Annotated in this window: 14 protein-coding genes; 3 read left to right on the plus strand and 11 right to left on the minus strand. The window is 36.1% G+C overall.

Translation table 11 applies throughout. The annotated features are described in order from the left end of the window. The first annotated feature begins 16 nt into the window (after positions 1–16). Positions 17–973 (plus strand): XdhC family protein, encoded by a 957-nt coding sequence (locus H6G06_RS14260; RefSeq protein ID WP_190561174.1) that lies wholly within the window; start codon positions 17–19, stop codon positions 971–973. Positions 974–1,257: 284 nt separating this feature from the next. Next, positions 1,258–1,848 (plus strand): nucleotidyltransferase family protein, encoded by a 591-nt coding sequence (locus H6G06_RS14265; RefSeq protein ID WP_190561176.1) that lies wholly within the window; start codon positions 1,258–1,260, stop codon positions 1,846–1,848. A 53-nt stretch (positions 1,849–1,901) separates the two neighbouring features. On the opposite strand, the gene H6G06_RS14270 is transcribed toward H6G06_RS14265, so the two are convergent. After that, the gene (locus tag H6G06_RS14270; RefSeq protein ID WP_190561178.1) at positions 1,902–2,444 is read right to left on the minus strand and encodes a DUF2231 domain-containing protein; all 543 of its coding nucleotides are present in this window, start codon (positions 2,442–2,444) and stop codon (positions 1,902–1,904) included. A 14-nt stretch (positions 2,445–2,458) separates the two neighbouring features. Then, positions 2,459–3,202 carry an LmeA family phospholipid-binding protein gene (locus tag H6G06_RS14275; RefSeq protein WP_190561180.1) on the minus strand — a complete coding sequence of 248 codons (744 nt, stop codon included), beginning with the start codon at positions 3,200–3,202 and terminating at the stop codon, positions 2,459–2,461. A 269-nt stretch (positions 3,203–3,471) separates the two neighbouring features. Between H6G06_RS14275 and H6G06_RS14280 the strand changes: the two genes are divergently transcribed. Beyond that, a complete protein-coding gene (locus tag H6G06_RS14280; protein WP_190561182.1) occupies positions 3,472–4,527 on the plus strand; it encodes a hemerythrin domain-containing protein in 1,056 nt (351 codons plus the stop codon). A 59-nt stretch (positions 4,528–4,586) separates the two neighbouring features. Here the strand turns inward: H6G06_RS14280 and H6G06_RS14285 are convergent, their stop codons facing one another. The 9 genes from H6G06_RS14285 to H6G06_RS14320 form a co-directional block, all read right to left on the minus strand. Continuing rightward, the gene (locus H6G06_RS14285) at positions 4,587–4,901 is read right to left on the minus strand and encodes a chromosome segregation ATPase (protein WP_190561184.1); all 315 of its coding nucleotides are present in this window, start codon (positions 4,899–4,901) and stop codon (positions 4,587–4,589) included. A 35-nt stretch (positions 4,902–4,936) separates the two neighbouring features. Continuing rightward, positions 4,937–5,068, minus strand: a complete 132-nt coding sequence (locus H6G06_RS27830; protein ID WP_277875202.1) for a hypothetical protein — start codon at positions 5,066–5,068, stop codon at positions 4,937–4,939. Positions 5,069–5,145: 77 nt separating this feature from the next. Next, positions 5,146–6,327 (minus strand): M20 family metallopeptidase, encoded by a 1,182-nt coding sequence (locus H6G06_RS14290; RefSeq protein WP_190561186.1) that lies wholly within the window; start codon positions 6,325–6,327, stop codon positions 5,146–5,148. A 624-nt stretch (positions 6,328–6,951) separates the two neighbouring features. Beyond that, positions 6,952–7,989 (minus strand): ATP-binding protein, encoded by a 1,038-nt coding sequence (locus tag H6G06_RS14295; protein ID WP_190561188.1) that lies wholly within the window; start codon positions 7,987–7,989, stop codon positions 6,952–6,954. A 22-nt stretch (positions 7,990–8,011) separates the two neighbouring features. Then, complete coding sequence (locus tag H6G06_RS14300) at positions 8,012–9,886, minus strand: WD40 repeat domain-containing protein (protein WP_190561190.1); 1,875 nt, start codon at positions 9,884–9,886, stop codon at positions 8,012–8,014. 38 nt (positions 9,887–9,924) lie between these two features. Next, positions 9,925–12,174, minus strand: coding sequence for a WD40 repeat domain-containing protein (locus H6G06_RS14305; protein WP_190561192.1), 2,250 nt, complete (start codon positions 12,172–12,174; stop codon positions 9,925–9,927). Next, positions 12,175–14,337 (minus strand): WD40 repeat domain-containing protein, encoded by a 2,163-nt coding sequence (locus tag H6G06_RS14310; RefSeq protein ID WP_190561194.1) that lies wholly within the window; start codon positions 14,335–14,337, stop codon positions 12,175–12,177. 1 nt (position 14,338) lies between these two features. Next, positions 14,339–16,141 (minus strand): WD40 repeat domain-containing protein, encoded by a 1,803-nt coding sequence (locus H6G06_RS14315; RefSeq protein WP_190561196.1) that lies wholly within the window; start codon positions 16,139–16,141, stop codon positions 14,339–14,341. Continuing rightward, positions 16,142–17,707 carry an AAA family ATPase gene (locus tag H6G06_RS14320; RefSeq protein ID WP_190561198.1) on the minus strand — a complete coding sequence of 522 codons (1,566 nt, stop codon included), beginning with the start codon at positions 17,705–17,707 and terminating at the stop codon, positions 16,142–16,144. Between the last annotated feature and the right edge of the window lie 293 nt (positions 17,708–18,000).

An 18,000-nucleotide genomic window follows, 5' to 3' on the forward strand; every position in this document is an offset into this window, starting at 1 on the left:
TTAAAAATAAAGATTCATGATTGAATTTTACCAAAAATTAGCAGCAAGTTTACAAAAAAATGCTGTTGTTTTAGCCACAGTCATCAATACCAAAGGTTCCGTACCTAGAGAAATTGGCGCGAAAATGTTCATTACCATTGATGGTAAAATCTGCGGCACAATTGGCGGTGGTGCAGGAGAAGCAAAAGTTTATAAACGAGCTTTGCAGGTATTAGAAACAGGGATAAAACAAATTGTAGAAATTGACTTTTCAGGCGCACCGCATCAAAAAACAGATGGAATTTGTGGCGGTATAATGTTAGTATGTTTAGAATTGTGGTCAGGAACTGAAAGCTTAAAATTAGTCAATCAAATTATAGATGTTTTATCATTGGGAAAATCACAGGTACTTATCACACCATTAGCAATATATGAAAATCCCTATTTACTAGCAGATGAACAATTAATTACTGACATACAAACTACAGGATTAATTGAACTTTTAGAACCACCACCTACACTATTAATTATTGGTGCTGGACATATTGCAGTACCTTTAGCACAAATTGCCAAAATAGCAGGGTTTCAAATTATTATCCAAGATGACCGCCCAGAATTTGCTCATCAAGAAAGATTTCCTCAAGCTTCTCTAGTGCTAGGAAAACCTATTACAGAAATTCAGAAACACATAGAAAACATCTCTAATTTATATGTTACCTTAGTTACGAGAGGTTATCAGCAAGATTTAGAAGCTTTACGGTTATTATGTAACTTAAAATTAAAATATATTGGCATGATTGGTAGTAAAAAAAGAGTCAACACTGTTTACAAAATGCTGCCTATTAAATCTACACAATTCATCAAATCAATTTATGCACCCATTGGTTTAGATATTGGTGCTTTAACTCCCGAAGAAATTGCCGTTAGTATTTGTGCAGAATTAATTAAAGTGCGTCGTGGTGGTACTGGAGTTTCATTATCTGATAAAATTTAGATATTAATTGAACCATTCATAGCAAATTAATATGAAGCTGCATAGAATAAGATATCAAGAATAATTGATCGCAGATAAAGACGGATAAATCAATGGATTTCATTATTAGACCTCTCCGGAAATATGGTAGAGACGTTCCGCTCCGGAAATATGGTAGAGACGTTCCGCCGGAACGTCTCTACAAGGGTTTCAAACCACGCACATTTAATTACCGGAGATGTCTATTATGTACAGCCTTCTGTACAGCCTCACATAAAATTGATTGGTATCAACTTCAACTATTTATGCCGTTTTTTTCTATTATCCTCGCAGCAGGAAAATCTATTCGCATGGGTAGTTGTAAAACTGCCATACCTTGGGGTGAAGGTAAAACCTTATTAACCTATCAAATAGAAACTTGGTTAAGTTTGGGTTTTACACCAGTGGTAGTTTTAGGTTTACATAATAACCATAGACAGAAAGATTGTCTTGCTGATAGTTTAGTAGTAGTGAATCCTCATAGTGATGCTGGTAAAACAACTTCTATTATCGCAGCTTTACGACATATTCCCCTATCTTTCGATGTATTAGCAATTTCCGCAGTTGATCAACCTCGAACATTAGAAGTTTATCAACAATTACTGCAAGCACATCAAGAAAATTCAGCTTTGATTACTGCACCTACATATAAAGGTAAAATGGGGCATCCCTTATTATTTGCAAATCAAATGCGATCGCACTTATTAAATATTCGCGAAGAAACATTAGGCTTACGTCAAATTATCAAAGAATTTTCCCACCTAATTTATCAAGTTGAATTTGCTCATCCAGCAGTAATTTTAGATATAAATACGCCGGAAGATATACTGGGATCATGTCCGGCTAATTACTGTTAATAACTTTTTCCTCTTCCCCCCGTATCCTTGTTTCTTGAAAGCGACACTTTTAATTATGGATATCTTTTGCTACCTGCACCCACGACACCGATTTTGTGGCGATAAGAAAGTTCAGCACCAAACCACCCGGTAAGGCTGGTTAAGGTTCCGACAATCAGGGAGAGAATTAAGCCCCAAGGCAGTATGCGTGATTCAGCATTGCCCCAACGAATAATAAAATTCAAGGCTGTGAAAACCAGGATAGAAACGTTAAGAATCAAATGTGTCCAGCCTGCGGCACGTTTACGAACTCTTTCAATTTGTAAAAAATCGCTCATGCCAATTGCTGAAGCGATCACGCCAGTCACTAAGCCCAGTCCAATTAACCAGAAAGAAGCCCTAGCCCAGAAAAAATCTCGCGTTAACCAATAGCCAAAGTCACTGCCTAAAGCTGCGGCTAAAAAGGCGATAGGAAAGATGATACTGAGGGGATGTAGGGGATGTCCAGCGATCGCAACTGTACTGGGTACACCACTATCTAGATACTCTCTATCGTCGCTTTCAATCATTGGCGGCACATTGGGAAATGGCGTGGAATTTGGTTTTGTAGTTTCCATTATTTAAGATCCTCTTATTCAGCAGTAGGAATTTTCTCGACATCAGCTTCAGCTTGTAAGGTCAATTTGCCTTTTTCTACCTCCAATTTATTAACTTGCAGGCTTATTCCTTCTAAATCAAAGTTGCTTAAGTTCAGAATTTCACTGGTTGCATCTATCAAAGCTTGTGTTAATTCCAGTGATATTTCTTGACCTTGGCTATACTCAACATCTTGTAAATCCACAGTTTTACCACTGGCATTAATATGAGGAACTGCTGTAAAGCCTATTTGTTTAATTTCGCCAGTTTCAACTAATAATATCTTGGACTTTATCAAAATTTGGCCTTCACCAGGTAGAGAAAAATCTACTTGTTGGGGTGAGATCGTTACCTGTTGTCCATTGACTAGGATTTTCTGGCTTTGCAGTTTATCCCGCACATATTCTGAGTTAAAAGCGCGATTAATATCTGCTTCGGTTAAAACAACTTCTGCTTTACCTCTGGTGGGTTTGGTAAGTTCAATTTTCCCGAAAGCAACACTCAGAGGATTAATCGCAACGCTAGTGATTTGCATATCCATTGCTGTCATGCGGAGGTCTTGTTCCATGACTAAACCCTCGCCGACAATATGCACTTGTTCAATTTCTCCCTGAATCAGTTTGAGCGGTTCAGTCTTGATGTTGACTTCTAAATTTTCGACTTCATCTAACTGGCTAGATAATCCTATTTCTGCGGCTTTATTCAGTGCTTGTTCTCCTATCCCTGGATTTTCTGACATTATCTCTTAATTTACTAATTGGCTATCCTTGAGTCAATCTAGAAAATTAGCCATAAAAATTTATCTATCTAGAGAGTGATAATAAGATAAAAAATTATATATCTTCTAGTAGAAGAAGACCCAATTTCCAGGGTTTTTTGGTAATTATTTCTGCCTTTCTATTCTGGGTTCATAAGTTAATCGTTCAAAAGAAAGATGGAAAATATTTAGTTACTATGCGAACCTGAAATTGGCAATAAATACGACTACTTTGGCGAGGAGAATCAAAAATGGTAGCAACTCTAGATGATACCAAAAGAAATGCTATTGCAGTAAAACTAGCAGATATGAAATTACTGCAACAGTTATTTATTCAAAATGAAGAACTGTTTTTGAGAGAATGCACTGACGGTGAAGTGGCTGATAGTATTCGCAAAATGCTTGATGATGACCGCAAAAATCAAGGTATTCTTGATACCGTAGTCATTCAATATGGCATCCAAAAAGATGCGGATTCAACAGCGCAACAAATGGTGCAAACGATTCGCCAATTAATGCAAGGTAATGAATTAAGTTTCTTTGAAAAAGTATTCCAGCATGAGTTGTTGAAGCATCAACAAGTGATGAATGGTATCACAATTCATAAAGCTGCACAGAAAGTTGGCGCTGATGTCATGGCAGCAATTGGTCCTCTAAATACTGTCAATTTTGAAAACCGCGCTCATCAAGAACAACTGAAAGGAATTTTAGAAATTTTAGGTGTGCGGGAACTGACAGGACTAGATGCAGATCAAGGAATTTGGGCAAGAGTTCAAGATGCGATCTCAGCTATTAGTGGTGCTGTAGGTAGTGCTGTTACCCAAAATTCTGACAAGCAGGATATGAATATCCAAGATGTTCTGCGTATGGATCACAATAAGGTAAATATCTTATTTACAGAATTGCTACAAAGTGATGATCCTCAAAAAATTCAAGAGTATTTTGGACAAATTTACAAGGATATCAGCGCCCATGCAGCTGCGGAAGAGGAAGTCGTTTATCCTAGAGTACGTCCTTTCTATGGTGAGGCTAACACCCAAGAATTATATAATGAACAAGCTCGCTGGGGTCCAATGTTTGAGCAATTGAGAGCAATTAGCCCTTCTGCACCTGAATTCAAAGACAGACTTAGACAGATATGGGATGAAATTGGCGACCATGTTCGCCAAGAAGAAAGCACCATGTTTGCGGCTATTCGTAACAACATGAGTAGTCGAGAAACTGAAGAATTAGCTACACAATTTAAAGCCGCTAAGAGCAGAATTCAAGAGCGAATGGGAGGAACTAGAACAGGAGCGACGGTTTAGAATTTATCAGGTACTTGTATCCCCGACTTCTTATAGAAGTTGGGGATATTGTCGTTAATTTAAAGAATCCCCAACATCCGATTAACTTGTGTTGACTGTAAGGGTTTGCGTTCTATATTCTGAAAACATTCAACTTTTTTTAGATATGTAGAAGCAGTTTTAAAATTACTCAGATTGAGTAAAACCATATCTTCATATACTGAGTCTTGGGGGATTTTAATATCTAAAAAAAATTCTTCTAGTTTATTTTGGTCAATCGCAAATTTTAGATATTTTAAAAATACTTCTCGCTTTTTAGAACGCACAGTTAACAAGTACCAATTACTACTCATAGGCTGTGGTGACGAAGATTCTAGAGGTTCTATCGGTGGCATAGTATAGGTTAAGTTTATGTAAAAATCAAAAGTTCTCAGTTATCTTTGAACTTGTGTGGATGAATAGCAGCTAAAACCCGATTTCTTAACTTGCTATTAATCAAAATAGTATAGCAGGAATTTTCTCTAACTTCACCTTTAGCAATAGGTTTAGTGAGTAACAACATTCATAAAGAACAACTCCCCCCAGTTGGGGAGCTATGCAGTAGATTAACATCTAAAAAATACTTAATATCGCTGTAGTTTATTTAGATTGCCAGTATTTATAAGCCGCATAAGCCAACGTCACAACCCCGGTAATTATGGCAGATTCATCAACTTCAAATTGCGGATGATGTAAAGGATGATTGATGATTCTATCTTTATAGCCTACACCCAAGCGAAACATGGAACCAGGAGCGTGTTCCAAATAAACAGAAAAATCTTCAGCCCCAAGGGAAGGTTCGGGTAATACTTGCACGCGATCGCTACTCCAAGCTTCCTCCGCTGATGATTGTAATAATTGTGTCAGACCATAATCATTTTGTACACTGGGTACACCTTGACGATAATTAACTTGATATTTTGCACCGTAGGAATTGCAAACATTAGCAACAATATTTTCAATCCAGTGTGGTAGTTGGGCGCGGGTTTCTGGGTGGAGCGATCGCACCGTACCCAATAACTGTACTTTATCTGCAATCACATTGGGCGCTCTACCACCATTAATCTGTCCAATACTCAAAACCACTGGACGCAAAGGATTTTGAGTGCGGCTAATAGCTTGTTGCAATGCGGTAATTACCTGCGAAGCAATCCAAATCGCATCAATGGCTTCATGAGGACGCGCCCCATGTCCAGATTCACCAAGAATAATAATTTCTAAATCATCTGCTGCTGCTGTCAATGCACCGTAACGAATACCAACAGAACCAGCCGGGATCGAAGGAAAAACATGAATCCCCAAAATAGCAGAGACATTATTCATCACCCCATCTTTTACCATCCAGCTTGCACCTTGGGCAATTTCTTCTGCTGGCTGGAATAAAAACCTGATTTTACCACCCAACTCATCTGCTATTTGCGACAGCACCATCGCTGTACCTAAACCTACTGTAGTATGAACGTCATGCCCACAAGCGTGCATTACTCCTTCCATCCGAGAAGCATATTCCAATCCGCTGCGTTCTTGTATGGGCAAAGCATCCATATCAGTGCGAATTGCCAACACTTTTTCATCTTGGTGAGTGCTGTGTAATTCACCGATCACACCAGTTTTACCCACCCCTTCTTCCACGTGCAAACCACTCGAAGACAATACACCAGCCACAAACGCAGCAGTTTGATACTCTTGTCCGCTGAGTTCTGGGTGTGAGTGAATATGGCGGCGAATCTCTACTAAGCGGGGTGCTAGGTTGGTGGCTATATCTTTAATCCGGGTTAGCATTTAATTGATTATAATTTACAAGCGTTGTTCCTATCATAGATAAGTGTTTATCAGTAAAATGCTCCCATCTGACAAGATATTCAAGAAGGGGTGTAGATCTTAGGGTGTAGAATGCCAAAATATTGTATTTTATAATACATAATTTAATAATTGATTCTCAAGACCACGGTAATTGTAAAGAATTTGTAAAATTATTGTAAAACATCATCCTGGGGGTAGGCAAAATGAAATATATTGGATATATTTGATTTAACTGCCTATACCGAAAGATTTATAGACTACGCAATATGTGATCCCCCTAGCTCGGAAAAAAGCCGCTAGGGGGATCTTGTTTTAACTGTTTATGTTTTTCTGTTATCTCGTTCCCAGTCTCCGACTGGGAATGCCATCACAGAGGCAGAGCCTCTGCTATAACTAAATAAGGCAGACCCTTCGAGAACTCATTCCCATACTCTGTACGGGAACGAGAAAATGGCCAGTTGTAATGGTTAACCTTTAAGAAGCCCGTTAATTTAAGTTTCAATTTATAACTTCTCTGCACATCAATCTATGATGAAATTTGTTTTGTCATAATTTGATTTAATAAAATTTACTTCGCTTATTTATTAATACTTCATTTTATTTTTATTTAAACTCAAGTTGTTGCCTTAACCAATCACGAAAACTAACATGATAAAGACTATATTGAATTTCTTCTACTCTTGATTCTAAATGGAAAAATTCTCGCCAATTATCTAAAATTACTTTGATGTCATATTCATCTTCATCTAATCTTTCTGCTATAGTTTCTATAGAAATTGATCGCTCTTGAATTAAGATATTTAACACCTGTAAAGCTATTGTTTGCTGTTCACTGGTTGTTAAATTCATCTTTTCTAAATGATTTTGATAATAAAGTTGTAAATTTTCAGGATAAATATTTTCATTAATAGCTGTCAAGATTTCGCTAACATACATAAAATTAGTTTCATCTTGACTCAGAAGTGTTAATTGATGATTAATATTCTGAAAGCTGAAATTTCTGATATATTCCTGAATATCAGCGCGATTTTGTTCTGGGTAATTTGATAAATCTAAAGATTGAGATGGAGTTTCAATTAATAAACCTGATTTATCTGATAAAAAAGGACGACGAGTAAGGATAAAATAAACCTTTTCCGGCAGATAACGGGGTAAATAGAAAAGATTTGAGCCGCGTGGTTGATTATTAATATCAATTCTATCACAACTATCAATAGTAATAATTAACCGTTGTTCTGGATGTAATCTATCGCTGATTTGTTGCAGTAATAAAGATAAAAAACTACTGTTTTCTGTGGTAGAATCAGAAAAATTAGATGTTACATTTTTACTGCCTTGATGTTGGGTAATTTCTATTAATTGAGTACAGATATTTGTCAGAAATTCCTCAGCGCGATTTTTACCCGCAATTTCGACATTGTAATAAACAATTCCGGGATTTTGGCTGACATAATGGGCAAGAATAGCACTTTTACCAATACCCGGTTCACCGATAATAGTAAAATAGCCCCGGTCATATTGATTAAGAAAATTATTAATAGCAGCAAAGACAAACTCACGACCGACAAAGTTGTGATTTTTAGCGGCGATGATTTGCTCAAATTCTGGCGGATATCTGGGAATATTGATTGTATTTACCATATTTTTTTCATGTTCTTTAATTTTAACTAAGGTTAGAAATTTCCATTCCTGTCTCCAAATCCCACACTTTTACAGTTTTGTCAGATGAACCAGAAACTGCTTTTTTCCCATCTGGTGTAATGGCTACTGATGTTACCATTTTTTCATGACCAGTCAGGGTAAAAATTATTTTTTCAGCCTCAAAATCCCACACATTTAAGTTATTATTATAAGCATCATAAATTGCTTTTTTGCCATCAGGAGTGATAGCAATTTTGTTGATCAAAAAGCCACAACCTATCCAGGGAATTCGCATTTTTGTTTCTAAATCCCATAATGTTAGGCCATCACGAGAACCAGAAAAAAGTTTTTTACCATCGGGTGTGATGGCTAATGTTCTTACATAATATTCATTATCTGTAAAGGTAAATTCTGTTCCTGTCTCTAAATCCCACAATATTATGTTGTCACGACAACCAGAAAGAACTTGTTTTCCATCGGGTGTGATGGCTAATGTATGTACGGAATTAAGATTAGCTGTTAGAATCGAGATTGCCTGATTTTTTTCTAAATCCCACACTATAATAGCGTTGTCATCTTCAGAAATAGAAAGGGCTTTTTTTCCATCGGGGGTTATAGCTACCTCTGTTACGGATTTTTCATGACCAGCTTTTTTGTATGGTTGAGAAGGAAGATTACTTATTTCCATCCCTGTTTCCAAATCCCATATTTTCATAGTCCTATCATTGGCAGCGGAAACGGCTTTTTTACCATCTGGTGTTATGGCCACCTGTGTTATCGAATCTCTATGACCAGTTAGGGTAAATATTTCCTGACCTGTTTGTAAATCCCATACTTTTAGAGTTTTATCATCAGAACCAGAAACAGCTTTTTTACAGTCTGGAGTTATAGCTACTGTCTTGACTGAGTTTTGATGACCAGTGAAGATGATTTCTTCTGCTGTGTCTAAATCCCACATTATCAAAGTGCGATCGCACGATGCAGAAATGACTTTTTTTCCATCTTGAGAGATAGTTATGGCATTGATCCAGCAATCATGACCTATAAGAATTAATATTTCTTGATCCGTTTGTAGATCCCATACCCTGATAGTAGTGTCATCTAGAGCAATAACAGCCTTTTTTCCATCTGGAGTCATGGCGATCGCTGTTACATAGTTTATGTTGTCTGTATATGTATATGCGTAGCATTCTGAAGAAAGCATAAAGATGACCTCCGCTGTCTCCAAATCCCACACTTTGATGATTGGTTTATCAGCAGCAGGGGGTTTTTTATCTGTGTACATAAACCTGATATCTGAAGAGTCATAGAGAGCAGCAATAGCCTTTTTTCCATTCGGTGTTATTCCTAAAGCCGATGCCCAATAGTTGTTAATATTGATATTAAAAATTACTTGACCTGTCTCTAAATTTAACACTTTCAGAGTTTGATTTAGATTTTGATCACGAACTTTAGAAATAGCTTTTGTGCCATCTGGAGTCATAACTAATTCATATCCCCAATCTGAAAGAACATTTACCTCAGTGATTTCTGTTCTTTGTTCTAAATCCCATATTTTTAAAGTCTCATTTTTTAAAGCAGAAACAACTTTTTTTCCATCTGCGGTAATGGCTAATTCTGCTACTGAGTAGTTACTACCTTGTAAAGTAGATATTTCCGTTCCTGTTTCTAAATTCCATATTTTCAGAGTTTTATCACTAGAACCAGAAATTGCTTTTTTCCCATCAGGTGTAATTGCTACTGTATTTATAGAGTCTTCATGACCACTCAGGGTAAATATTTCCATTCCTGTTTCTAAATCCCACAATTTTAGGGTTTTGTCAGATGAACCAGAAACGACTTTTTTCCCATCTGGGGTAATTGCTACTGTATTGACTGCACTTTTATTTCCTCTCATATATTTCCTATATTTATATCTGGATTATTAATGTAACTTTAAGTTTCTAACCGCAGGAAATGAACCCTTCCTGATTGCTCACCTACTACAATTGTCGATCCATCTGGGGACACTGCACAACACACGATAGATGTGTCACCAGTAAAAGTAGAAATATCTTTTCTTGTCTTTAAATCCCACAATTTCAGTGTATTATCATAAGAAACAGAAATAGCTTTTTTACCATCTGGGGTGATTTTTACTGTACCTACCCAAAATCTATGACCAGTGAGAGTAGAGATTTCCTTTCCTGTCTCTAAATTCCATAGTTTTATGGTCTTGTCACTAGAACCAGAAACGGCTTTTTTTCCATCTGGTGTAATTGCTATTGTACCTACCCAATCTTTATGACCAATTAGGGTAGAAATTTCCTTTCCTGTTTCTAAATCCCATAGTTTTATGGTCTTGTCACGAGAACCAGACAGGGCTTTTTTCCCATCTGGGGTAATTGCTACTGCACCTACCCAGTGTTTATGACCAATAAAGGTAAAAATTTCTTTTCTTGTTTCTAAATCCCACAGTTTTAGAGTATTGTCCTCAGAACCAGAAACCGCTTTTTTCCCATCGGGTGTAATTGCTACTGCTCTAACTGGATGATTATGACCAGTCAGGGTAAATATTTCTTCAGTTGTTTCTAAATTCCAGAGTTTTAGAGTGTTGTCATCAGAACCAGAAAGGATTTTTTTGCCATCATGAGTAATAGTTACTGCTCTGACTGCACTGTTATGACCAGTGAAAGTAGAAATTTCCGTTCCTGTCTCTAAATCCCACAGTTTTAGGGTATTGTCACCAGAACCAGAAACAGCTTGTTTACTATTTGGAGCGATCGCTACTGCTCTTACCCAATCATTATGACCTGTTGGACTAGAGACGGCCGTTCCTATATCTAAATCCCACAGTTTCAGGGTTGTGTCTGCTGAACCAGAAAGAATTTTTTTACCATCTGGTGTAATTGCTACTGTTCTTACAGGTCCGTTATGACCAGTGAGAGTAAAAATTTCTGTTCCTGTCTCTAAATCCCACATTTTTATAGTCTTGTCTCTAGAACCAGAAAGTGCTTTTTTCCCATCGGAGGTAATTACTACTATTCTTATTGCTCTGTGATGACCAGTAAGAGTAGAGATTTCTGTTCCTGTTTCTAAATCCCAGAGTTTCAGGGTGCTGTCCTCTGAACCAGAAAGTGCTGTTTTCCCATCTAGTGTAATTGCTACTGTTCTTATCGCTCCTTCATGACCAGTGAGAGTAAAGATTTCTGTTTCTGTCTGTAAATCCCAGAGTTTGAGGGTGTTGTCTTCTGAACCAGAAAGAATTTTTTTACCATCTGGTGTAATTGCTACTGTTCTTATCGCTCCTTCATGACCAGTCAGGGTGGAAATTTCTTTTCCTGTTTGCAAATCCCACAGTTTCAAAGTTTTGTCCAAAGAAGCAGAAACAGCTTTTTGACTATCGGTCGTCATAGCTACTGCTCTCACGGAATCTTGATGACCAGTTAGGGTAAAGATTTCCTTTCGTTTCTGCAAATCCCAGACTTTTAAAGTGTTGTCATCTGAACCAGAAACAACTTTTTGACTTAAAGGTGCTATCGTTTCACTTAATGATGTAGTCATAGCGATCGCTCTAACTGTATCTTGATGACCAGTCAGAGTAAACATTTCCTTTCCTGTTCGCAAATTCCACACTTTTATAGTCTTGTCAGCAGAAGCAGAAACCGCTATTTTGCCCTCTGTAATCAATACCGCTTCTAATCGGCTACTATGACCTGTCAGGGTACGTAATAAATTTCCTCCAGGAGTAGTTAAACTTGCTGTAATCGGACGAAATCGAGGAATTTCACTTTTACTTTGTGCTGCATCTGCCAATATTTTATTAATTTCTGGCTGTTGATTACTCTGTAGTCTTCCCCATAATTGACCTACTAACTGATTTTTATCTGCATCTACAACATGGGCTGATAATTCTAAAGTCCGTCGAATTAATTTCAGAGTGTTAATTTTTTCCAATTCTAAAACTTCATCTTTTTCTAAGCTATTTAATATTGCAGAATCTTGAATTAAATAATAATCTCTAATTAAAGATTCAACTCCAAATTTAGAATGATTTATTTTGAAATAAATAAAATCAAATTCTGTTAGCGTTTGATAATATTTTTCTGAATTACCTGCTTTTAATTGTTGTTCACAAAATTGTCCCAAAAATAAATTTTGGAATTCTGCTGATTTTAAAGATAATTTAGTGGCAAGTTCCCCCATTTATTCCACCTCCTTCAGCATATCTAAAAATTCCAACTGTAGGAAATGCACTCGTCCTGATTCTTCTCCAGCGACAATTTTTAAGCCGTCTGGGGAAATAGCACAGCAAATTATAGGACTATCTGCAATAAAAGAAGAGATTTCTTTTCCTGTGTCTAAATCCAAGAGTTTTAGGGTATTCTCATCAGAAGAAGAAAGGACTTTTTTACCATCGGGAGTTATTTTCATTGCATTGAACCATTTAGTATCAATGAGACAAGATATTTCTCTTTTTGCTTCTAAGTCCCATAGTAGAATGTGTGACTTTTTATCAGAAGTTTGATAATAATAAGATGGCAAATTCATTTCCTGCTTATAGAGGTTGGTAGAAGTTTCTATCCCTGTTTCTAAATCCCACAATTTCAAACTTGTGTCTACTCCCGTATCCCAGCGATAATTATAAGCAACAATGGCTTTTTTCCAATTTGGCGTTAAAGCTATGACATTTAATTTACAATCATTATTAATGTCTATATTATGATAGATAGCAAAACTAGAGATTTCTTTTCCTGTTTCTAAATTCCATATTTTGACATTTTCGTTATCAATACTCAGGACTTTTTGCCAATCTGGAGTTAATGCGATGAGATTTAATTTATCTCGATCATAGTATGACTGTTCCAACTGAATATTATCTATGGTAAGTGTAGAGATTTCTGTTCCTGTTTGTAAATCCCACACTTTCAGGGTTTTACCACAGGAAGAAATGGCTTTTTTACCATCTGAATTAATATCTACTAACTTAATTTGTGCATGATTTTTGCTAGGGATAGAGATTTGGATTTCTGTTAGTAAATTCCACACTTTTAGGGTTTCACCAGAAGAGGTAATGGCTTTTTTATTATTATAATTTATCGCTACAACTTTAGCAGTTTCTACGGTTTTTAATAATTCCTTATCACTGGTAAATTTAGATATTTCTTGAGAGACGTTTACAGTATTTAATTCTTGATCATCAGTAAGATCAGAAATTTCTTTTCCTGTCTCTAAATCCCATACATTTAATAATTTTGGGAAATAGAAATAGCCTTTTTTTCCATCGCTCGAAATTACCAATTTGCCAGAAATTTTATCACTGCTCATACCGCGAATAGCTTTATATTCATTGAGAGTAAAGATATCCTTTCCTGTTTCTAAATCCCATAATTTTACTATACCATCCAGAACATAGCCACTTTCATGAAGCCAGGTATGGAAAGAAAGGATTTTTTTACCATCAGGGTTAATAGCTGCTATCTCTATATTTTCATTAGGAATAGAAATTTCTGTTGCTGTTACTACATCCAATATTTTCAACATTTTCCGAAAACAACAAAGAACTTTTTTATAATCTGGGGTGATAGATACTGAGTCTAAATAGTCGTAGAATGTAGAATCTAAATTAGTCAACATAGAGATTTCTTTTCCTGTCTCTATATCCAACATTATCAGGGCTTGATAATTAGAACATAAGGCTTTTTTTCCATCTGAGGTAATGACTATGGAATCTACTTTATAAGAAGTGGGAAAAGTGAGAGTAGAAATTTCTATTCCCGTTTCTAAATCCCACAATTTCAAGGTAGCATCATCTGAACCAGAAACAGCTTTTTTACCATCAGGAGTCATGGCTATTACTGTGATATCTTTGTTATGACCTGGGAGTGTTCTTAAGAGGCTACCTCCAGGATTTGTTAAGCTGGCTGTAATGGGACGAAATCTGGGAATTTCACTTTTACTTTCTGCTGCATCTTGTAATATTTTCTGAACATCTGAATTTTGAAAACTCTGTAATCTTCCCCATAGTTGTCCTACTAATTGATTTGGGTCTTGATTCAAAATATGGTTTGATAATTGTAAAGCATTTTGAATTAATTTTAGGGTTTTGATTTGTTCAGTTTCTAATTTTTCGTCTTCTTCTAAATTATCAAATATTTCTGGATTGGTAATTAAATCATAATCTTTAATTAATGCTTCAATTCCAAAGTTAGGAGATTGAATTTTTAGAGAAATAAAATCAAAATCTATGAGGGTTTGATAATATTTTTCTGAGTTTCCCGCTTTTAACTGTTGTTCAGGAAATTGTCCCAAAAAAAAATTTTTAAATTCTGCTGATTTTGCGGCTAATTTAGTGGCAAGTGCGCCCATTTTATTCCACCTCCTTGAGCATATCTGGCAATTCTAAGCGCAGGAAATGCACCCGTCCCGATTGTTCTCCAGCAACAATTGTTAATCCATCTGGGGAAATAGCACAGCAAAATATAGGACTATCACCAATAAAAGTAGAGAGTTCCTGTCCTGTTTCCAAATCCCAGACTTTCAGGGTGTTGTCACTAGAACCAGAAATGGCTTTTTTGCCATCAGGGGTAATTGCTAATGTTTTTAGCCCACCAGAAACGGCTCTTTTGCCATCGGTTGTAATTGCCACTCTAAGTGAATCTTGATCAAGCGTCAGAGTAGAAATTTCCTTTCCTTTTTCTAAGTCCCACACTTTTAAGGTATTATCCCAGGAACCAGAAACAGCCTTTTGAGCATCTGGTGTCATTGCTACTACTTTTACTAGGTAATTATGACCCGTTAGAGTACATATTTCTGTTCCTGTCTCTAAATTCCAAAGCTTCAGAATTTTGTCACCATAAGCAAAAAGGGCTTTTTGACCATCTGGGGTGATTGCTACTGCTTCTACTGGGTAATTATGAACTGCCAGAGTAGAGATTTCATTCCCTGTCTTCAAATCCCACAGTTTCAATATATTTTCGACACAAGCAGAAAGAGCTTTGTAACTATCAGGAGCAATTGCTACTTTATCTACTGGGTAATTATGACCAGTCATGATTAAGGTAGAGATTTCATTTCCTGTCTGCAAATCCCACAATTTTAAAGTGCGGTCAAAAGAAGCAGAAACAGCTTTTTGACTATCTAGGCTAATAGCTACTGCTATGATTCCGTTGCTATGACCCATCAGGGTAGAGATTTCCTTTCCTGTCTCTAAGTCCCACAGTTTAAGAGTTGTATCATGAGAAGAAGAAACAGCTTTTTTGCCATCTGGCGTAATTGCTACTGCATTTACTGAGTGCTTATGACCTATTAGGGTAGGTATTTCCTTTCTTGTTTCTAAATCCCACAGTTTAAGAGTTGTATCATGAGAACCAGAAACAGTTGTTTTACTGTCTGGTGTAATTGCTAATGATTTTACCCAGTGACTATAACCAATCAAATTAGAGATTTGCTGACAGCTTTTCAAATCCCATAGTTTTAAATGTCCGTTAAAAGAACCAGAAACAGCTTTTTGACCATCTGGGGCAATTGCTACTGCTGTTACGAGGTCTTTATGAGCATTTAGGGTGGAGATTTCATTACCTGTCTGCAAATCCCACAGTTTTAAAGTGCTGTCCAAAGAACCAGAAACGGCTTTTTCGCCATCGGGGGTAATTGCTACTGCCCGTACCGCCTGTTTATGACCAGTGAGGGTACGCAGTAAACTTCCTCCTGGAGTTGTTAAACTAGCTGTAATTGGACGGAATCGCGGAATTTCACTTTTACTTTGTGCTGCATCATCCAATAATTTCTTAATTTCTGGCTGTTCAAAACTCTGCAATCTTCCCCATAATTGCCCTACTAACTGAGTATTATCTTCATTCAAAATATGGGCTGATAGCTGTAACGCACGTTGAATTAATTTCAGGGGTTTGACTTGTTCAGCTTCTAGTTTCTCGTCTGCTTCTAATTTATCCAAGATTTCAGAGTTTTCAATTAGCTCATAATCTCTGATTAGCGGTTCTACTCCAAAGTTAGGATATTGAATTTTGAGAGTTATAAAATCAAAATCGGTGAGAGTTTGATAACACTTGTCTACATTTCCCGCTTTTAACTGTTGTTCAGGAAACTGCCCCAAAAACAAACTTTTAAATTCTGCTGATTTTGAGGCTAATTTAGTGGCAATGCTCCCCATTTATTCCATCTCCTTGAGCATATAATCAGCCATACTCTTATTAACTTCTCTAAACAGTTTCCGACCTTTACCTAACTTATCTTGACTTTTGAGAAATTCTAGAAAACTGCGATGATAAATACTATAGTAAGTTTTCTGTTCATCTGCATTTATTTTCGGTGTGACATATTCAATCCAATCATCTAAAACATCTTTAATATCATATTCATCTTCATCTAGAATATCTGCAATCAGGTTTAGAGATATGGGTTCACCTCTTTCTACCAAAATATAAAGTATTTTTACCTTCTTTTCATTGGCTTCTTTATCCATCCCCATCCTTGTCCAATGACTTGTATAATAGTCTTGCAGACCTTGGGGTAAACCCTTCAAACTTAAATCATTATATTTACCTTCAGCAATTCCCGGTAATAAATAACGCAAATAGATGAAATTATTTTCACTCTTAACCGCTATTTCCTGAATAAAAGTATCTTCATAAATATTACGGTCATTAATCCAATTTTTGAGTTTTTGCTCATTATTCAAAGATAAGTGCAGATACTCTTTTACGTCTTCCTGACTCAAAGCAGTATAATCACTCTTGGTTAAATCCAATTCATATACAGGAGTATCAGGAGATAAATTTAAACGTTTTGTTTCTTGATTATAAGGTCTTCTCGTTAGTAAAAAATAAATGCCATCAGGCAGATTTTGTGGTAAATCTAAAAGATTACTATTTCCTTCTTGTTCTACTTCATCTAGTGCATCAACAACAAGGACAAGTTTTTGTCCTTGGAGTTTTTCACTAGTTTTTTCTAGTAAAGTTCTTAAATCAGCATTGTCTGCATTTTGGAGAGAATAACGTTTAATTAATTGTTGACGGATACCCGCTAAAAACTTTTCTGGTTTGTTACGTCCTTCTGCAAAAACGTTGAAATAACAGGGAAATTTAGTGGCTAAAACGTATTTAGCCGCAATGGCACTTTTTCCCATACCTGCATCCCCAATCACGGTAAAATAACCTTTGGGTTGAGTTGTGAAGAACTTATTAATAGCTTTGAATACAAAATCACGCCCACAGAATAAGCGAGTTTTTTCAAAAATTAAGGCTTTAAATTCTTTAGGATAAACATCTAAATTCCAATCTGGATAAGGCTGATATTTTGAGGCTTTTGTTTGTTTAGCTACAGCAATAAAAGCTTCTCCAAATTCTTCTAATTCAGCCGAGAAGTTAATTTTAGCATTGATGATTTGCGTTTTTATTTCACTATTTTGATTAAGAAACTTTTTCGTATTCTCTACAAACTGAAAGGGAGCATTATTACTATAAGCATCCCAGAAATAATCTTTAATTACTTTCTCTCTAAACAGGTTTAATATTGCTTCTGGCTTAAATACTCCATACTTTACCAGAGTGTAGCCATAAACAGTATCAACATCATCAAGAATTTGGGTAGGATTGAGTTTTAATTCTTGAAGAATTTTGATTACAGCTTCATTTTTTTGAGCTTGTTTAATAATTAGTTGACTAGCTTGCGGAGCGTATTTACTAATTACGGAAGTAATGGCGGCAAATTCTATCATAATTGATTACCTGAAATTAACTATTGTTATGAGTGTATTAATACACAATTAAAGCTATTTTCAGGTAAATATACCATATCTTTGAATTTTACGCATAAACCCGATAAGGATATTTGTAAACTTTTCTATATTTAATATGTATAATTAGGACTGCTAAGATGCTCGCACCACAAGAGTTTGATAAAATTGATCAAATTTAGCTGACAACCAGGAAAGCTTTTAGTCCGTTTTATAGCGGTATGCACTTGAATGAGAGACACAATTAACGTCAAAAATCCATACACTAAAAGACT

This window comes from Anabaena sphaerica FACHB-251 (assembly GCF_014696825.1).
Lineage (GTDB): Bacteria > Cyanobacteriota > Cyanobacteriia > Cyanobacteriales > Nostocaceae > RDYJ01.